Raw genomic sequence first — 15309 nt, 5'->3', positions numbered from 1 at the left:
CGTCAGCCGCCCTTCTTCCGCCAGTCCGCGCCCCAGCCGCCCTGGGCCGGCTCCGGTGGCCCGGTCCGGGCCGTCACCGGTTCGCCGTCGTGTGCGTGGTACTCCACCGACCCGGCGGTCAGCCGCATGAACGCCTCCTCCAGCGACGCCTGCTGAGGACTCAGCTCATGCAGGACGAGCTGGTGCCGGGCGGCCAGCCCGCCCAGCCGTTCGGCGGGCACCCCGTCGATCTCCAGCGAGCCGTTGCCGACCGCCACCGCCTCGATGCCCTCGCCGTGGAGCACGTCCAGCAGCCGCTCCTGCTCCGGCGACCGCATCCGGACGTACGACCGCGAGTTCCGGTGGATGAAGTCCGCCATCGAGGTGTCCGCGATCAGCCGGCCCTGCCCGATCACGATCAAGTGCTCGGCGGTGAGTGCCATTTCGCTCATCAGGTGCGAGGAGACGAAGACGGTGCGCCCCTGGGCGGCGAGGTTCTTCATCAGATTGCGGATCCAGTGGATGCCCTCGGGGTCGAGCCCGTTGACCGGCTCGTCGAACAGCAGGATCTTCGGGTCGCCGAGCAGCGCCGCGGCGATGCCGAGCCGCTGGCTCATCCCGAGTGAGAAGCCCTTCGAGCGCTTTCCGGCGACCGAACTCAGCCCGACGGTGTCCAGCACCTCGCCGACCCGGGCGCGTGGAATGCCGTTGCTCTGCGCCAGGCACAGCAGATGGTTGAAGGCGCTGCGGCCGCCGTGCACCGCTTTCGCGTCCAGCAGCGCGCCGACGTACGTCAGCGGATCGTCCAGCTGCCGGTAGTGCTTGCCGTCGATCCGGACCGTGCCCTCGGTCGGATTGTCCAGATCGAGCATCATCCGCATCGTCGTGGACTTGCCGGCGCCATTGGGGCCGAGGAAGCCGGTGACGATCCCGGTCAGGACGGTGAACGTGAGGTGGTCCACGGCGAGGGTGTCGCCGTAGTACTTGGTCAGCCCCTCAAGCTCGATCATGCACAGCACGCTACGGGCGGCCGGAAGCCCCCGCCACCGGGGCACAGTCGCCCGGCCCACACCCCACGACCGCGCCCCTGCACCATACGACCGCGCCCCCGCACTCGCCTGGGGAGAGGCGGTACGGGGGCGCGCTGCGCTGCTCTGAGAAGCCCGCCTGGGGGCACCTCCTGGGGGTCGCCCCCCAGCGTCAGCTGGGGGAGTCAGCGGGTCTGCTGGGCGGGGACGCCGCGGGGCATCGCCTCGTCGTCCGCGCCCGGGGCGCCCGCGGCGGCCACGGCCGCGCCGGTCAGCGTCGCCAGCATCTCGCGGACGTTGGTCAGCTGGGCGTTGATGGAGTCGCGGCGGTTGGTCAGCGCCGCCAGCTCGCGCTCCGATTCGCTGCGGATCCGGTCGGCCTTGGCGTTGGCGTCGGCCACGATGTCCTCGGCCTGGCGCTGCGCGGTCTCCACCGTCTGGCGGGCCCGGCGCTCGGCGTCCGTACGGAGCTTCTCGGCCTCCAGACGGAGCTGCTCGGCGCGGTGCTCGATCTCGGCCAAACGCTTCTCCGCCTTGGCCTGACGCGAGGCCAGATCGCGCTCGGACTGCTCCCGGCGCTTGGCGAGGTTGGTCTCGAAGTCGGCGGCGGCCTGTGCGGCCTTGGCGCGGGTCTCCTCGAAGAGGGAGTCGGCCTCCTCGCGCTTGGACTGCGCGTCCTTCTGTGCCTCGGCGCGCAGCGAGGACGCCTCGCCCTTGGCCTTCTCGACGATCCGGGCGCCCTCGTCCTCCGCCTTCGCCTTGCGCTCGGCGGCGAACTGCTCGGCGTCGTTACGGACCTGCTGGGCGGCCGACTCGGCCAGCTCACGGTGCTGCTCGGCGGCCCGGCGGGCCTCCTCGCGCAGGTCCTTGGCCTCCTCCTCGGCGAGACGGAGGATCTTCTCCACGCGCGCACCGAGGCCCGCGTAGGACGGCTCGGCGTCATTGACCTGGGCCTGGGCATTCTGCGTTTCGAGGTGGAGTTCCTCGATGCGCTTTTCCAGCGAGGTGATACGGGCCAGTGCGCTGTCGCGGTCGGCGACGAGCTTTGTAATGCGGTCGTCGACCTGACCGCGGTCGTACCCACGCCGCACGAGCTCGAAACCGAAGGGGGAGGAAGTGTCGCTCATGGGGTTCCTGTCGAAAGAGACCGGTGAGGTGATAAGGGGAATCCTAGGGGTCACTACGGCGTGTCTTCGAGTCAATGCCCGATTGATCTGGAGAATGACCCCTCATTCGAGTGGCTACCCCTCAGACTGCTTGCCACTCGAACGAGTTGCACCCGCGCTCGCGGCGGCTTTGACGCCCCCGTTCTTACCTTCCGCGCCCCCCGTTGGCGCCTCGAACGACTCCAGCGCTTCCAGAACGTCCTGGACACGGGAGATTTCGGTGTTGATGTCCTCGCGCCGACGCACCAGGACCTCCAGTTCGCGCTTGCCCTCCGCCACGATCCGGGCGGCCTCCGCCTCGGCCTCGGTACGCATCCGCTCCGCGTCCCGCACGGCCTCGGCCTTCTTGTTCTCTGCCTCCTTGATCAGGCCCTCGGCCTTCTTCACCGCGGCGACCCGGACCTTGCTCGCCTCGCTGTTGGCGTCGGCCACCACCTTCTCGGCCTTCTCCTCGGCCGCCACCTGCTGGGCGGTGGCCTGCGCGACGAGCTTGTCGACCCGTTCGCCGGCGCTCTTCATCGCCTCCGCGGACTCCCGGCGGGCCCGTTCGTGCAGCTCCTCGACCTCGGCTTCGACCCGCACCCGCAGCTCCTCCGCGCGCTCCCTGATGGCCGTGGCGTCGCCACGCGCCTCACCCAGCAGGTTATTCGCGTCCGTACGGGCCTTCTCGACGCGAGTGTTGCCGTCGGCTGTCGCCTCGGTGACGATCCGGTCGGCCTCCTTGCGAGCCGCCGCGACCATCGTGTCGGCCTGCTCCTCGGCGGTGGTGGCCGCCTTCAGCGCCTCCTCCTGGGCCCTGGCGATGAGCTGGTCGGCCTGCTCCGCGGCGTCCGCGCGGCGCTTGGCGGCGTCCTTGCGGGCCTCGTCCAGCAGCCCGTCCGCCTCCTGCTGCGCCTCCGTCCGCAGCCGCTCCGCCTCGGCCTCGGCGTCCTCCTTGACCTTCGCGGAATCGGCGCGGGTACGGGTGGCGTGCTCCTGCGCGGAGGTGACCGTCTCGGCCGCCTCCGCCCGCATCCGGTCCGCGTCCGCGGTGGCCGACGCGATCAGCCGGTCCCCGTGCCCCCGGGCCTCGGCACGGGTACGGTCCGCGTCCCGCTCGGCCTCCGCGGTGGTCTCCGCCGCCTCGGCCCGCAGCCGCTCCGCCTCGCCGGCGGCCTCCGACAGCAGCTCGTCGGCCTGCTCCGCGGCGTCCGAACGCGTCTTGTTGGCCGCTTTGCGCGCCTCGTCCCCGGTGCGCTCCGCGTCCGTCCGCGCGTTCTCCAGCACCTCGGCGGCCTCGGCCCGCAGCCGGTCCGCCGACTCCGTCGCCTCCGTGACCAGGGCCTGCGCCCGCTGCTCGCCGTCCGCCCGCAGCCGGTCCGCGGCCTGCTGGGCCTCACGGACGGTGCGGTCCGCGTCGTCCTGCGCCGAAGACGTCAGCTCGGTGGCCTCGGTGACGATCCGTTCGGCCTCCGCACGGGCCTCGGCGATCAGCCGCTCGGCCTGCTCGGCGGCGTCCGCCCGCATCCGGTTCGCGTCGTCGCGCGCCTCCGCACGGGCCCGCGCCGCGTCCTGCTCCCCGGACGCCAGCGCGTCCGACGCGTCGGTACGCAGTTGCCGCGCCTTCGCGGTGGCGTCCGCGACCAGCTTCTCGGCCTCCGCGGTCGCCTCCGCCACCAGCTGGTCGGCCTGTTCGGCGGCCTCCGACCGCGCCGTGTTGGCGTCCTTGCGTGCCTCGTCGAGGACGCCGGCCGCCTCCGTGCGCAGCCGCTCGGCCTCCGCGATGGCCTCCGTGACGGTCCGCTCCGCCAGGGCCTTCGCGGCGTTTGACGCCTCCTGCGACTCCCGCCGCACCCGCGTCGCGTCCGCCGAGGCCCGCTCGCGCTCGTCGTAGGCGTCCGCGCGGACCCGGTCCGCCTCGGCCTGCGCCTCCGAGCGGGTGCGCTCCGCGGCGTGTTCGGCCGCCGACCGCAGCCCGGCGATCTCCTCCTCGGCCTGCTCGTGCAGACCCGAGACCGCGTCCCGCACCTGCTGCGCCGTCTGCTCGGCCGCCGCCACCAGCTCGCCCGCGCGCCGGTCGGCGTCCTCGACCAGCCGCTCGGCCTCCTCCTGCGCCTCGCTCACCCGCGTACGGGCCGACGCCAGCAGCTCCTCGCTCTGCTCGCGCGCCGCGGTGCGCTCCTGGTGGGCCTCCTCGCGAGCCTCGCCCAGCAGCTGCTCGGCCTCCCGGCGCCGCCGCGCGGCCTCCTCCTGGGCCTCGGCCAGCGACTGCGCGGCCTCCGTACCGGTGCGCTCCGCGGCGGCCGCCGCCTCCGCGCGCACCCGGTCGGCGGTCTCCTGCGCCTCCTCCTTCAGCCGCTCCGCCTCGGCCGCGGCCTCGCTGCGCAGCCGTGCGCCGACCGACTCGCCCTCGGCGCGCGTCGCCGAGGCGTCCGAAGCGGCCTCCGCGCGCAGCCGTTCGGCTTCCTCCTCGGCCTGCTGCTGGAGCGTCCGCAGCCGCTCCGCGGCCTCCGCCTTGAGCCGGGCGGCCTCCTCCTGGGTCTCCCGGCGCAGCTGTTCCGCCTCCGCGCGGGCCTCGCGCAGTGACTCCTCGGCGGCGGCGACCTTGTCCTCCGCCTCGGACTGCAGCCGGGTCAGCTCGGCCTGCGCCTCCGTCCGCCGCTCCTCGACGGCCTCCTCGGCCTCGGCGCGCAGCCGGCCGGCGGCCTCCTCGGCCTCCGACGTCACCAGCTCCGCGGCCTGGGCGCCCTCGGTGAGCAGCTCCTCGGCCTCCGCGCGGGCCCGCTCCAGCGCCTCCTCGGCCTGCCGGCGCAGCGCCGTGGCGCGCTCGATGGCCTCCGTCCGGACCCGCTCGCTCTCCGCGACGGCACTCGAACGGGTCTCCTCCGCATCGGCCTTGGCCTTGCCCAGCAGCTCCTCGGCGGTGCCGGCCGCCTCCTCGATCTGCTGGACGGCCTCCCGGCGGGCCTCGCTGCGGATCTGCTCGCCCTCGGCGACCGCGTCCGCCCGCAGCTGCTCCGCCTCGCTGCGCAGCCGCCGTGCCTCCTCCTGGAGTTCGACGGTCTTGGCGCGGTACTCCTTGGTGTCGTTCTTCGCCGCGCCTTTCAATTGGGCGGCGGTGTCATGCGCCTGCTCACGCAGCCGGTCCGCCTCGGACTCGGCGTCCTTGCGCAGCCGTTCGGCCTCCTCCGCGGCGGCCTTGGTGGTGGCCTTGGCGTCCTCCGACGCCTTGGTCAGCATCTCCTCCGCGGTCCGCGCCGCCTTCGCCAGCTGCGCCGCGGAGTCCTCCGCCGCCTTGGCGCGCGCGGACTCCTGCGCCTCGGCGACCAGCCGGTCGGCCTCCGCACGGGCGTCCGCGCGCAGTTGCTCGGCCTCCGCCTTGAGGGCCTCGGACTCCTTGGTGGCCTCGCCGACCAGGCGCGCGATCTCCGCCTTGGCCGTACGGGTGCGCTGCTCGTTCTCCGACTCGCTGGCCGACAGCCGCTTGGCGGCGGACTGTTGCGCCTCCTCGACCAGCTTCTCGGCCTCCGCACGCGCCTCGCGCAGCGCGGTATCAGCCTCCTGGATCCGGGTCTCGGCGGTCCGCGTCAGCTCCGCGGCCTGCCGGCGCGCCTCCTCCGACTCGGCGCCGGCCGCGGTCCGCAGCTGCTCGGCCTGCTCGGTGGCCTCCTGGGCCTGGTCGGAGGCGGCGCTCAGCAGCCGCTCGGCGTCCGTCCGCGCCCGCCGCAGGACGCTTTCCGCTTCGGCACGGGCCTCCGTCGCCTCGTTGCCCAGCCGCTCACGGGCCCGCTCGATCAGCCGCTGGGCCTCGGCGCGCGCGGCGGTCAGCGCCTGCTCGGCCTCCGCCCGGGACTCCTCCATGAGCCGGCGGGCCTGGGACTCCGTACGGGCCCGCAGCTGTTCGGCCCAGGCGACGTTCTCGTTGACATGCGATTCGACGGTCTGCCGGCGCTCGTTGAGCTCCTCGTCCAGCCGCTGCCGGCGGGCGACCGCCTCGGCGTGCAGTTCGGCCTCCAGCCGGGACTGCCGCTCGGCCTGCTCCTGCAGCAGCCGCTGGGTCTGCGCCCGCGCGTCGCGCAGCTCCCGCTCGGCGTCCGAGCGCAGCTGGTCGGCCTGGATCTGCGCGTTGCGCAGCAGTTGTTCGGCCTGGTGACTGAGGTTGTCGTAGGCAGGGCGGGTCGCGAGGTTGCGACGTGCCTCGTGCAGCTTGGCACGCAGCACCTCGACCTGGTAGCCGAGGTCGTCGGCGTGCTGGACGGCCTTGTCCCGCTCGGTCTTCAGCCGCTCCATCTCGGCTTCGAACTGCGAGAGGTGGTCGTCAGCCTCGTAGCGGTCGTTGCCCCGCACTGCGCGGTCCCATCCGTCCCCTGGTCATGGTGGCGGCCTTCTCCGTCCTGCTCGCGCTCGTCCCGTACACGTCATGCTGTACCGGATCCGCGCATCTGGAGCTGACCCTTCCGAAGAAATGGTGTCAGATCATCGGCAGAGTATGGACCGAGCCCCACTCCCTTACCCCGGCCGAGGCTGCACTCTACCGGCCGGGGAACGCGAAGGTCAGTGGTCCGTCGGGGCGGGGGGCGCCGCGGTGACGAGTTCGGTGAGCACTCCGTGACAGTCCTTGGGGTGCAGAAAGGTGATCCGGGACCCCATCGAACCGGTCCTGGGCTCGTCGTAGAGGACGCGTACGCCCTTGTCGCGGATGGCTTCGGAGTCCCCGTCCACGTCCGCGGTACCGAACGCGATGTGGTGGACGCCCTCACCGTTCTTGGCGAGCCACTTGCCGACGGCGGAGTCCTCGCGGGTGGGCTCCAGGAGCTGAAGGTAGGAGGCGCCGCCGTCCGACGTGTCGTTGATCTTGAGCATGGCTTCCCGGACGCCCTGCTCCTCGTTGACCTCGGTGTGGAACACCTCGAAGCCGTACGTGGCACGGTAGAACTCGACAGTCTTGTCGAGGTCGAAACAGGCGATCCCGATGTGGTCGATTCGCGTCAGCATGGCTCCAGTGCACCGCTCGCACGGCCGGTTACGCAACGTGCGCGCCGTCACACCGGCTTTCCGGTGACCCGGGGCGTACTGCTCAGTACATTGACGGGAACCCTCGTTAACTTCCCTGCAAAGGAAGGCCGCACCGTATGTCTGGAACGAACGGCACGAACAACACCACCTCAGTGATCGTGGCGGGGGCGCGTACCCCCATGGGCCGCCTGCTGGGGTCCCTGCGGACCTTCTCCGGAGCCGACCTGGGCGGTGCGGCCATCAAGGCGGCGCTGGACCGGGCGGGCATCGGCGGCGACCAGGTGCAGTACGTGATCATGGGGCAGGTCCTGCAGGCCGGCGCGGGCCAGATCCCGGCCCGGCAGGCCGCCGTCAAGGCCGGTATCCCCATGAGCGTCCCCGCGCTCACCGTCAACAAGGTCTGCCTCTCGGGCCTCGACGCCATCGCGCTGGCCGACCAGCTGATCCGGGCCGGAGAGTTCGAGGTGGTCGTCGCGGGCGGCCAGGAGTCCATGTCCAACGCGCCGCATCTGCTGCCCAAGTCCCGTGAGGGCTTCAAGTACGGCGCCGTGCAGATGCTCGACTCGATGGCCCACGACGGCCTCACCGACGCCTACGAGAACGTCGCGATGGGCGAGTCGACCGAGAAGCACAACACCCGCCTGGGCATCGGCCGCGCCGAGCAGGACGAGATCGCCGCGCGCTCCCACCAGCGGGCCGCCGCCGCCCAGAAGAACGGGCTCTTCGAGGCCGAGATCACGCCCGTCGAGATCCCGCAGCGCAAGGGCGAGCCGGTCGTCTTCAGCAAGGACGAGGGCATCCGCGCGGAGACCACGGCGGAGTCGCTGGGCAAGCTGCGCCCGGCGTTCGCCAAGGACGGCACGATCACCGCCGGTACGTCCTCGCAGATCTCGGACGGCGCGGCCGCCGTCGTCGTGATGAGCAAGGCCAAGGCCGAGGAACTGGGCCTGGAGTGGATCGCGGAGATCGGCGCGCACGGCAATGTCGCGGGCCCGGACAACTCGCTCCAGTCGCAGCCGTCCAACGCCATCAATCACGCCCTGGGCAAGGCGGGGCTGACCGTCGGGGATCTTGACCTGATCGAGATCAACGAGGCCTTCGCGGCTGTCGCCGTGCAGTCAATGAAGGATCTCGGGGTTTCCCCGGAAAAGGTGAATGTCAACGGCGGTGCCATCGCGCTCGGCCACCCGATCGGTATGTCCGGCGCCCGGATCGTGCTGCATCTCGCGCTGGAGCTGCGGCGCCGGGGCGGCGGGACGGGCGCGGCCGCGCTGTGCGGCGGCGGCGGTCAGGGTGACGCGCTGATCATCCGCGTCCCGGGTAAGTAAGCGACGGGCCCGGTGGCGCGGAGATCCGCACGGCCGGGCCCGGCAGCCAACGCGTAACAGCAAAGCCGAAGGAGACGGGCAGCGATGGTGGACGTCCCGCAGCTGGTGGAGCAGGCACGGCAGGGCCGGCCGAGGGCGGTGGCCCGGCTGATCTCCCTGGTGGAGGGAGCGTCACCGCAGCTCCGCGAGGTGATGGCCGCGCTGGCCCCGCTCACCGGCGGCGCCTATGTGGTCGGGCTGACCGGCTCGCCCGGCGTCGGAAAGTCCACCACCACGTCCGCGCTGGTCACCGCCTACCGCAAGGCCGGCAAACGGGTCGGGGTGCTCGCCGTCGACCCGTCCTCGCCGTTCTCCGGGGGCGCGCTGCTCGGCGACCGGGTCCGGATGAGCGAGCACGCCTCGGACCCGGGCGTCTACATCCGCTCCATGGCGACCCGTGGCCATCTGGGCGGCCTGGCCTGGGCCGCGCCGCAGGCCATCCGGGTGCTGGATGCGGCGGGCTGTGACGTCGTCCTGGTCGAGACGGTCGGGGTCGGCCAGTCCGAGGTGGAGATCGCCGCGCAGGCCGATACCAGCGTGGTGCTGCTGGCCCCCGGGATGGGCGACGGCATCCAGGCGGCGAAGGCCGGGATCCTGGAGATCGGCGATGTCTACGTCGTCAACAAGGCGGACCGGGACGGCGCGGACGCCACCGCCCGGGAGCTGAACCACATGCTGGGCCTGGGCGAGTCGCGGGCGCCGGGGGACTGGCGGCCGCCGATCGTCAAGACGGTCGCGTCCCGTGAGGAAGGCGTCGACGAGGTCGTCGAGGCGCTGGAGAAGCACCGGGCCTGGATGGAGGAGCGCGGGGTGCTGGAGCGGCGCCGGCGCTCCCGGGCGGCCCGCGAGGTCGAGACGATAGCGGTCACGGCGCTGCGCGAACGGATCGGCGATCTGCGCGGTGATCAGCGCCTGGACGCGCTCGCCGAGCGGATCGTGTCCGGTGAGACGGACCCGTACCGGGCGGCGGACGACTTGGTCGACGGATTGACGAACGGGGGCTGAGCGCGCGGCTCAGCCCCCTGCCGGCCCTCGGGCCGGCTCCCTGGTACGGCTCCCGCCGACCGCTGCCGGTCAGTCGTCGCCGTCGTCGCCGTCGTCCTGCGCCGGGGCGGCCGTCAGCTTGCCGGACTGCGGGTCGACGAGGACTGTGTGCTCCGTGCCGTCCTCGGTGACCGTCTCGACCTCCCAGACGGCCTTGGGCCCGTAGTCGTCGTCCAGGTCCACGGCGGTCACCGTGCCGTGCGCCGCGGCGGCGGTGCGGGCCGCGCCCGCGGCGTCGGTCTTGGCGCCCTTCAGCTGGTCGCGGACATAGCCCTGACCGTGCTCGTCATCGTCCTCGTGGTCGATGTGGTGGTTCAGCACCCGCGCGTTACCGGCATCCAGCGTGATGTCGTGCCACTTGTTGTCCTGGCCCAGCACATCCACGTCCCAGACCAGGCCCGGACGGTCCTCGTCCAGGTCCAGCTCGGTCACCGTGCCCGGTACGGCCTTCAGCGCGGCGGCCGCGGCGTCCGGTGCGCTCACCTTGGCGGCCCTGGCCTCGCGGAGGTCCTCCAGGCCGCCGTCCCGGTCGTTGTCGTCCCGGTCGTCGTCCTGCACACGGATGCTGGACTGGTCCTGCGCCGCGAGCTGTGCCGACGTCTGCGCGCCGCCCGGCTCGTCGTCACCGTTGACCGCGACGGCGGTGGCCGTGCCGCCGGCTATGAGGGCGGCCACGGCGGTGGTGGCGATGATGATGTTGCGCTTCATTGCTTCTCCCCGGTGATCGGTTGTAGGACCACACTCGCCGAACGAAGCTGAAGCGGAGCTGAAGGCACCTGAAGAGTTCTTCAGGTGCGGGGTGGGAGGCTGGTCGCATGCGCCTGTTGATCGTGGAGGATGAGAAGCGGCTGGCCCGGTCGTTGGCCCAGGGCCTGACGGCCGAGGGGTACGCGGTCGATGTGGTGCACGACGGCCTGGAGGGGCTGCACCAGGCGAGCGAGGGCGCGTACGACCTGATCGTGCTGGACATCATGCTGCCCGGGATGAACGGGTATCGGGTGTGCGGGGCGCTGCGGGCGGCGGGCAACGACGTGCCGATCCTGATGCTGACCGCCAAGGACGGCGAGTACGACGAGGCCGAGGGGCTGGACACCGGCGCCGACGACTATCTGACCAAGCCGTTCTCGTACGTCGTGCTGGTGGCGCGGGTCAAGGCGCTGCTGCGGCGGCGCGGCAAGGCCGCGCAGCCGGTGCTGCGGGTCGGGTCGCTCACCATCGACCAGGGCACCCGGAAGGTCGAGCGGGACGGCGCGGAAGTGACGCTGACCGCCAAGGAGTTCGCCGTGCTGGAGCAGCTCGCGCTGCGGGCGGGCGATGTCGTCTCCAAGGCGGAGATCCTGGAGCACGTCTGGGACTTCGCCTACGAGGGCGATCTCAACATCATCGAGGTGTATGTGAGCGCGCTGCGCCGCAAGCTCGGCGCCGGGGCCATCGTGACGGTGCGCGGCGCGGGGTATCGGCTGGTGGCCGGTGAATAGGGTGCTGGGCTCGGTACGCGCCAGAGCGTCGGCCGGGGCGACGCTGGTGGTGGCGCTGGCCCTGGTCGCGGCCGCCACGGCGCTGCTGCTGGTGCTGCGCTCGAACCTTCACAAGCAGGCGGAGCTGGAGGCCGAGGTCAAGGCGCGCGACGTCGCCTCGCAGATCGCGACGGGCACGGCGTACGACAAGCTGGACCTGCCCGACGGCGAAGACCATCCGGTGGTCGTCGTCGGCGGGAACGGGCGGGTGCTCGCGGCCGGCGACGACGTACGTGCCATCGACGGCAAGCCCGTCGGCGCGGTGGGCAAGCCGGCGGGCACCCCACCGGGACCGTCGGACGATGACGACGACGATGACGACGAGACCAGGCTGAGGCCCGGTGAGGTCGATGACGAGGTGCACCACCGGGACGGGACCGCCACCGTCGACGGCAAGGAGGCCGACTACCGGTTCGCGTCCGTCGAGGCCAAGGACACCCGCGGGGCGAAGGCCACCGTACAGGCGGGCGCCGCGCTGGCACCGCAACAGGACGCCGTCGCCACGGTGCGCGACGCCATGCTGATCGGGCTGCCGCTGCTGCTCCTGGTGGTGGCCGGGGTGACGTGGCTGGTGACCCGGCGGGCGCTGCGCCCGGTGGAGGGGATCCGGTCCGAGATGGCCGCGATCACCGCCAGTACGGACCTGAGCCGGCGGGTGCCGGTGCCGAGCTCGCAGGACGAGATCGGCCGGCTGGCGCGGACGACGAACGAGACGCTGGCGGCCCTGGAGACGTCCGTGGAGCGGCAGCGGCGGTTCGTCGCGGATGCCTCGCACGAGCTGCGCAGCCCGATCGCGAGCCTGCGCACCCAGCTGGAAGTGGCCGCGGCACACCCGGAGTTGCTGGATGTGCCGGGCGCCGTGGAGGACACCGTACGGCTGCAGCGGCTGGCCGCGGATCTGCTGCTGCTGGCCCGGCTGGACGCGGGGGAGCGGCCCTCGGACACCCGGATCGATCTGGCGGCGCTGGTCCGCGAGGAGACGTCGCAGCGGGTCACCGACCGGATTCCGGTGCGGGTGGGGCCGCTGACGAGCGGGGAAGTGGCGGGATCCCGGAGCCAGTTGGCGCGGGTCCTGGGGAATCTGCTGGACAACGCGCAGCGGCATGCCGAGGCGTCGGTGCGGGTCGAGGTGGTGCGCGACGGGGCCTGGGCGGTGCTGCGGGTCGACGACGACGGGCCGGGTGTGCCGGAGGCGGACCGGGAGCGGATCTTCGAGCGGTTCGTCCGGCTCGACGACGCGCGGGCGCGGGACGACGGCGGGGCCGGGCTCGGGCTGGCCATCGCGCGGGATGTCGCGATGCGGCACGGTGGCTCGCTGGCCGTACGGGAGGGGTCGGTGTTCGAGCTGCGGCTGCCGCTGGCGGGCGGCTGAGCGGCGGCGAGGGGGCCCGGACGGAGTCTCGGGGAGCGTCGGATGCCGCGGCCCCCGCGCCCGGGGCCGCGGCGGGCCGTCAGAGGCTGTCGCGCGTTGCCCTGAGGTGTTCGGCCACAGGGATCAGCGCGGTACGGAGCGCCTCCAGGTCCTCCGCGGTGAAGAGGTCGATGAAGTGCTTGCGTACCGACTCGACATGGTGCGGGGCGACCCGGCGCATGGTGTCCCAGCCCTCGTCGGTCAGGACGGCGTACAGACCGCGGCGGTCCGACTCGCAGCTTTCGCGGCGGACGAGACCGGCGTTCTCCATGCGGGTGATCTGGTGCGAGAGACGGCTCTTGGACTGCAGGGTGCTGGTCGCCAGGTCGCTCATCCGCATCCGGCGGTCCTCGGCCTCGGAGAGGTTGACCAGGATCTCGTAGTCGTTGTTGGTGAGCCCGAACGGCTGGAGATCGCGCTCCAGCCGGTGCATCAGCAGCCTGCTGACGTCCAGATGAGTGCGCCAGGCACGCTGCTCCTGGTCGGTCAGCCAGGGGGTGTCGCTGTCGGTCGTCATGGATGAAGTCTACCCGTAAAGTTGAAATATGAATTAATCGCGAGGGCGGCGGCGGACCTCGGCCGGGCATCGGTTCCGGGTGTTGGTCAGACGTTCGAGGTCACCGTGCGCAGAGTATCGCTCACAGCCCGAAGCGACGTTGGAGCCCCCCGAGGCCGCCGGGCAACTGCGGCAGTTGTGAGCCACTTTGCGGGGCGTGACCGCCCCCGCCCGGCACCCCCGCCTCGTCCGGCACCGCGCCGGTCGCCGGCTCGGGCATCAGCCGCTCCGTCGACTGCAGCAGGACCGTGCCGGCGCCGACGAACTCGAATTGGTGCTCCTCGCCCGAGGTCCCGCCGATACCGGTGTGCGCCCGCAGCCCGCCCAGGAATCCGCGCAGGTACTGGTGGTCATAGTGGTGACAGGGGGAGGGGCAGTCGGCCCAGCCCACCAGCGCCTGCGGATCGACCCGGATGGGCGGTTCGGCGAACACCACTTCGCCGTTGGAGGCGGCCACGAACTTCCCCGTGCCGATCAGGGTGAGAAAGCCCGGGATGATCGACTGCTTCAGTGACAGAGATGGCTGAAAGGCGAGCAAGTTGCCCGCGCGAATAGTGAGGTTGCCCTCCTCCAGATCGTAGGAATTCACATCGAAGGCACGGTCGGCGAGCAGCATCTTGCCCTGGCCCTCGGCCACCACCCAGTCCGCCGCGTGCAACGGCGAATGGAATGCACCGGCGATCAGCCGGTCGAGGTGGCCGTGCCCGATGCCGTGGAAGTCGATCCGCCCGTAGTAGGCGATCATCTTCCCCTTCTGCAGGAACCACTGGCCGTTGAGCTCCACGCCGAACGCGTAGGGATTGACGTTGTCATCGGCCGGGAGCGTGTGGACGTCGTGGACGACGGGACCGGTCACAGTTTTTCCTCCGACGCCTGTACGTAGACGGTGCCCTGTCCCGACAGCTCCAGCTGGAAGGCTTCGCCCGAGCCACGGCCGACCATGTCGCGCCAGCCGAGCGCGGTGGACAGTCTGTTGCGGACCTCGCCGCGGTGCGCGACATACGCCTGCGGGTCGACATGGACCGGGCGCTGGGGCGTGATCGGCAGCTGGATGACGCCGCCGTGGGCCATCACCGCCGCCGAACCATGGCCCTTGAGAGTGGTGGTGAACAGGCCCTGCCCGGTGACCTGACCGCGCACCATGCCCATCACCCCGCCCTGCGAGCCCATGAACATCGTGCCCTGCTCCAGCGACCCGTCGAAGGCCAGCAGCCGGTCGGCCTCGACATACAGCGTCTCACCCGTCAGATCGATGACCTCGACATGATGCCCGCCGTGCCCGAACATCACCGTTGCGGTGCGGGCGCCTGACTGGTCATCACGACCCTGGGGGACCTCGATGGTCATCAGCGGCGTGGCCTCCCCGGCGATCCGCCGCCCGATCATCGAGCCGATGCCGCCCTGGCCGCCCTGGATGTTGGGGGTGAAGGAGACCTCGCCGCGGTAGGCGAGCATCGCGCCGCGCTGGCTGAACATCCGCCGGCCCGGCTCGATCCGGGCCTCCACCATGCGGGAGTTGAGGACCGTGAACGGCATCAGACCTCACCGCCCACGGTGTTGCGCTCGCTGGGCTGGACGTACACCAGGCCCTCGCCCTCGAACCGGATCTGGAACGCCTCCCCGGAGCCCTCGCCCATGAACGTGCGGAAATTGACCCCGGACTGGAAGTGCTGCTTGAGGTCGCCGGTGTGCGCGACATAGGCACCCGGGTCGACCTGGAGCGGGGACTCCTTGGTGACCCGCAGGACCACCGCGGGGCCGTCGGAGGTGATCGCGGCCTGCCCCTGGCCCTCGACCGTGGTGGTGAACAGGCCGTTGCCCTGGGAGGTGCCGCGCAGCCCGGTGAACGTCGTCCCGGTGCGCAGCGCCGCGTCCGTGCACAGCAGATTGCTGGCCTCGACGTACAGCTTCTCGCCCTGCAGCCGCAGCAGGTTGATCTCGCTCGCGCGGTCGGCGAAATAGCAGGTGCCCTGCCCCTTCACCTCCATCACGGCCATCTGCTCGCCCGTGAGACGACGGGTGACCATGCCGCGCAGGCCCTCGCCGCCCCCGGTCATCTTCTTGAACGACATCTGGCCGTCGTACGCGACCATCGCACCGTTTTTCGCTTTGACGGCATCGCCCGTCATATCGACGGCGAGCACCTTGCTCCCCTGGAGCCGAAACTGAGCCACGCGGTAGACGGTAGTCGGCCGGAGCCGCGCGGTGCAGGTTCCTTGCCCCTGACCCGACCCGGGCTTTTCCCT

13 protein-coding genes are annotated in these 15309 nt (G+C 71.8%); 4 read left to right on the top strand and 9 right to left on the bottom strand.

Annotated features, from left to right (window positions below; all coding sequences use genetic code 11):
- Nucleotides 1-2: 2 nt before the first annotated feature.
- The 4 genes from K9S39_RS15410 to mce all read right to left on the bottom strand — a co-directional run bounded on the left by K9S39_RS15410 (nucleotide 3) and on the right by mce (nucleotide 7147).
- Entirely contained in the window at nucleotides 3-989 is a 987-nt protein-coding gene (locus K9S39_RS15410; protein WP_248863912.1) for an ABC transporter ATP-binding protein, read from the bottom strand.
- 203 nt (nucleotides 990-1192) lie between these two features.
- Nucleotides 1193-2134, bottom strand: coding sequence for a coiled-coil domain-containing protein (locus K9S39_RS15405; protein ID WP_248863911.1), 942 nt, complete (start codon nucleotides 2132-2134; stop codon nucleotides 1193-1195).
- Nucleotides 2135-2248: 114 nt separating this feature from the next.
- Complete coding sequence (gene scy, locus K9S39_RS15400; protein ID WP_283112322.1) at nucleotides 2249-6499, bottom strand: polarized growth protein Scy; 4251 nt, start codon at nucleotides 6497-6499, stop codon at nucleotides 2249-2251.
- Nucleotides 6500-6706: 207 nt separating this feature from the next.
- Nucleotides 6707-7147 carry a methylmalonyl-CoA epimerase gene (gene mce, locus K9S39_RS15395; RefSeq protein WP_248863910.1) on the bottom strand — a complete coding sequence of 147 codons (441 nt, stop codon included), beginning with the start codon at nucleotides 7145-7147 and terminating at the stop codon, nucleotides 6707-6709.
- Between the two features lie 173 nt (nucleotides 7148-7320).
- On the opposite strand from mce, the gene K9S39_RS15390 reads away from it, so the two are divergent.
- Nucleotides 7321-8496: an acetyl-CoA C-acetyltransferase gene (locus tag K9S39_RS15390; protein WP_248868775.1), complete on the top strand. Its 1176-nt coding sequence runs from the start codon at nucleotides 7321-7323 to the stop codon at nucleotides 8494-8496.
- 84 nt (nucleotides 8497-8580) lie between these two features.
- Entirely contained in the window at nucleotides 8581-9540 is a 960-nt protein-coding gene (meaB, locus tag K9S39_RS15385; protein ID WP_248863909.1) for a methylmalonyl Co-A mutase-associated GTPase MeaB, read from the top strand.
- A gap of 69 nt (nucleotides 9541-9609) precedes the next feature.
- Here meaB and K9S39_RS15380 read toward each other — a convergent pair whose 3' ends face one another.
- Complete coding sequence (locus K9S39_RS15380) at nucleotides 9610-10287, bottom strand: PepSY domain-containing protein (RefSeq protein WP_248863908.1); 678 nt, start codon at nucleotides 10285-10287, stop codon at nucleotides 9610-9612.
- A gap of 107 nt (nucleotides 10288-10394) precedes the next feature.
- On the opposite strand from K9S39_RS15380, the gene K9S39_RS15375 reads away from it, so the two are divergent.
- Nucleotides 10395-11057 (top strand): response regulator transcription factor, encoded by a 663-nt coding sequence (locus tag K9S39_RS15375; protein WP_248863907.1) that lies wholly within the window; start codon nucleotides 10395-10397, stop codon nucleotides 11055-11057.
- Complete coding sequence (locus tag K9S39_RS15370; protein WP_248863906.1) at nucleotides 11050-12468, top strand: sensor histidine kinase; 1419 nt, start codon at nucleotides 11050-11052, stop codon at nucleotides 12466-12468. The genes K9S39_RS15375 and K9S39_RS15370 overlap by 8 nt, the downstream gene beginning before the upstream one ends.
- 79 nt (nucleotides 12469-12547) lie before the next feature.
- On the opposite strand, the gene K9S39_RS15365 is transcribed toward K9S39_RS15370, so the two are convergent.
- From K9S39_RS15365 to K9S39_RS15350, 4 genes are all read right to left on the bottom strand, one after another.
- Nucleotides 12548-13024 (bottom strand): MarR family winged helix-turn-helix transcriptional regulator, encoded by a 477-nt coding sequence (locus K9S39_RS15365; RefSeq protein WP_248863905.1) that lies wholly within the window; start codon nucleotides 13022-13024, stop codon nucleotides 12548-12550.
- 121 nt (nucleotides 13025-13145) lie between these two features.
- A complete protein-coding gene (locus K9S39_RS15360; RefSeq protein WP_248863904.1) occupies nucleotides 13146-13919 on the bottom strand; it encodes an AIM24 family protein in 774 nt (257 codons plus the stop codon).
- Nucleotides 13916-14599, bottom strand: coding sequence for an AIM24 family protein (locus K9S39_RS15355; RefSeq protein WP_248863903.1), 684 nt, complete (start codon nucleotides 14597-14599; stop codon nucleotides 13916-13918). Before K9S39_RS15355 ends, K9S39_RS15360 begins: the two co-directional genes overlap by 4 nt.
- Nucleotides 14599-15237, bottom strand: coding sequence for an AIM24 family protein (locus K9S39_RS15350; RefSeq protein WP_248863902.1), 639 nt, complete (start codon nucleotides 15235-15237; stop codon nucleotides 14599-14601). The genes K9S39_RS15355 and K9S39_RS15350 overlap by 1 nt, the downstream gene beginning before the upstream one ends.
- Between the last annotated feature and the right edge of the window lie 72 nt (nucleotides 15238-15309).

Origin of the sequence: Streptomyces halobius, assembly GCF_023277745.1 — a bacterium.
GTDB classification, from domain to species: Bacteria; Actinomycetota; Actinomycetes; order Streptomycetales; family Streptomycetaceae; genus Streptomyces; species Streptomyces halobius.
The sequence above is the reverse complement of the archived record's forward strand: the minus strand, read 5'-3'. Positions and strand labels throughout refer to the sequence as shown.

Bases quoted from the DNA above. Each gene is read 5' to 3' on its own strand.
- meaB (WP_248863909.1), top strand. From the start codon at position 8,581: ATGGTGGACGTCCCGCAGCTGGTGGAGCAGGCACGGCAGGGCCGGCCG.
- K9S39_RS15355 (WP_248863903.1), bottom strand. From the start codon at position 14,599: ATGCCGTTCACGGTCCTCAACTCCCGCATGGTGGAGGCCCGGATCGAG.
- K9S39_RS15410 (WP_248863912.1), bottom strand. From the start codon at position 989: ATGATCGAGCTTGAGGGGCTGACCAAGTACTACGGCGACACCCTCGCC.
- K9S39_RS15375 (WP_248863907.1), top strand. From the start codon at position 10,395: ATGCGCCTGTTGATCGTGGAGGATGAGAAGCGGCTGGCCCGGTCGTTG.
- K9S39_RS15405 (WP_248863911.1), bottom strand. From the start codon at position 2,134: ATGAGCGACACTTCCTCCCCCTTCGGTTTCGAGCTCGTGCGGCGTGGG.
- K9S39_RS15380 (WP_248863908.1), bottom strand. From the start codon at position 10,287: ATGAAGCGCAACATCATCATCGCCACCACCGCCGTGGCCGCCCTCATA.
- K9S39_RS15365 (WP_248863905.1), bottom strand. From the start codon at position 13,024: ATGACGACCGACAGCGACACCCCCTGGCTGACCGACCAGGAGCAGCGT.
- mce (WP_248863910.1), bottom strand. From the start codon at position 7,147: ATGCTGACGCGAATCGACCACATCGGGATCGCCTGTTTCGACCTCGAC.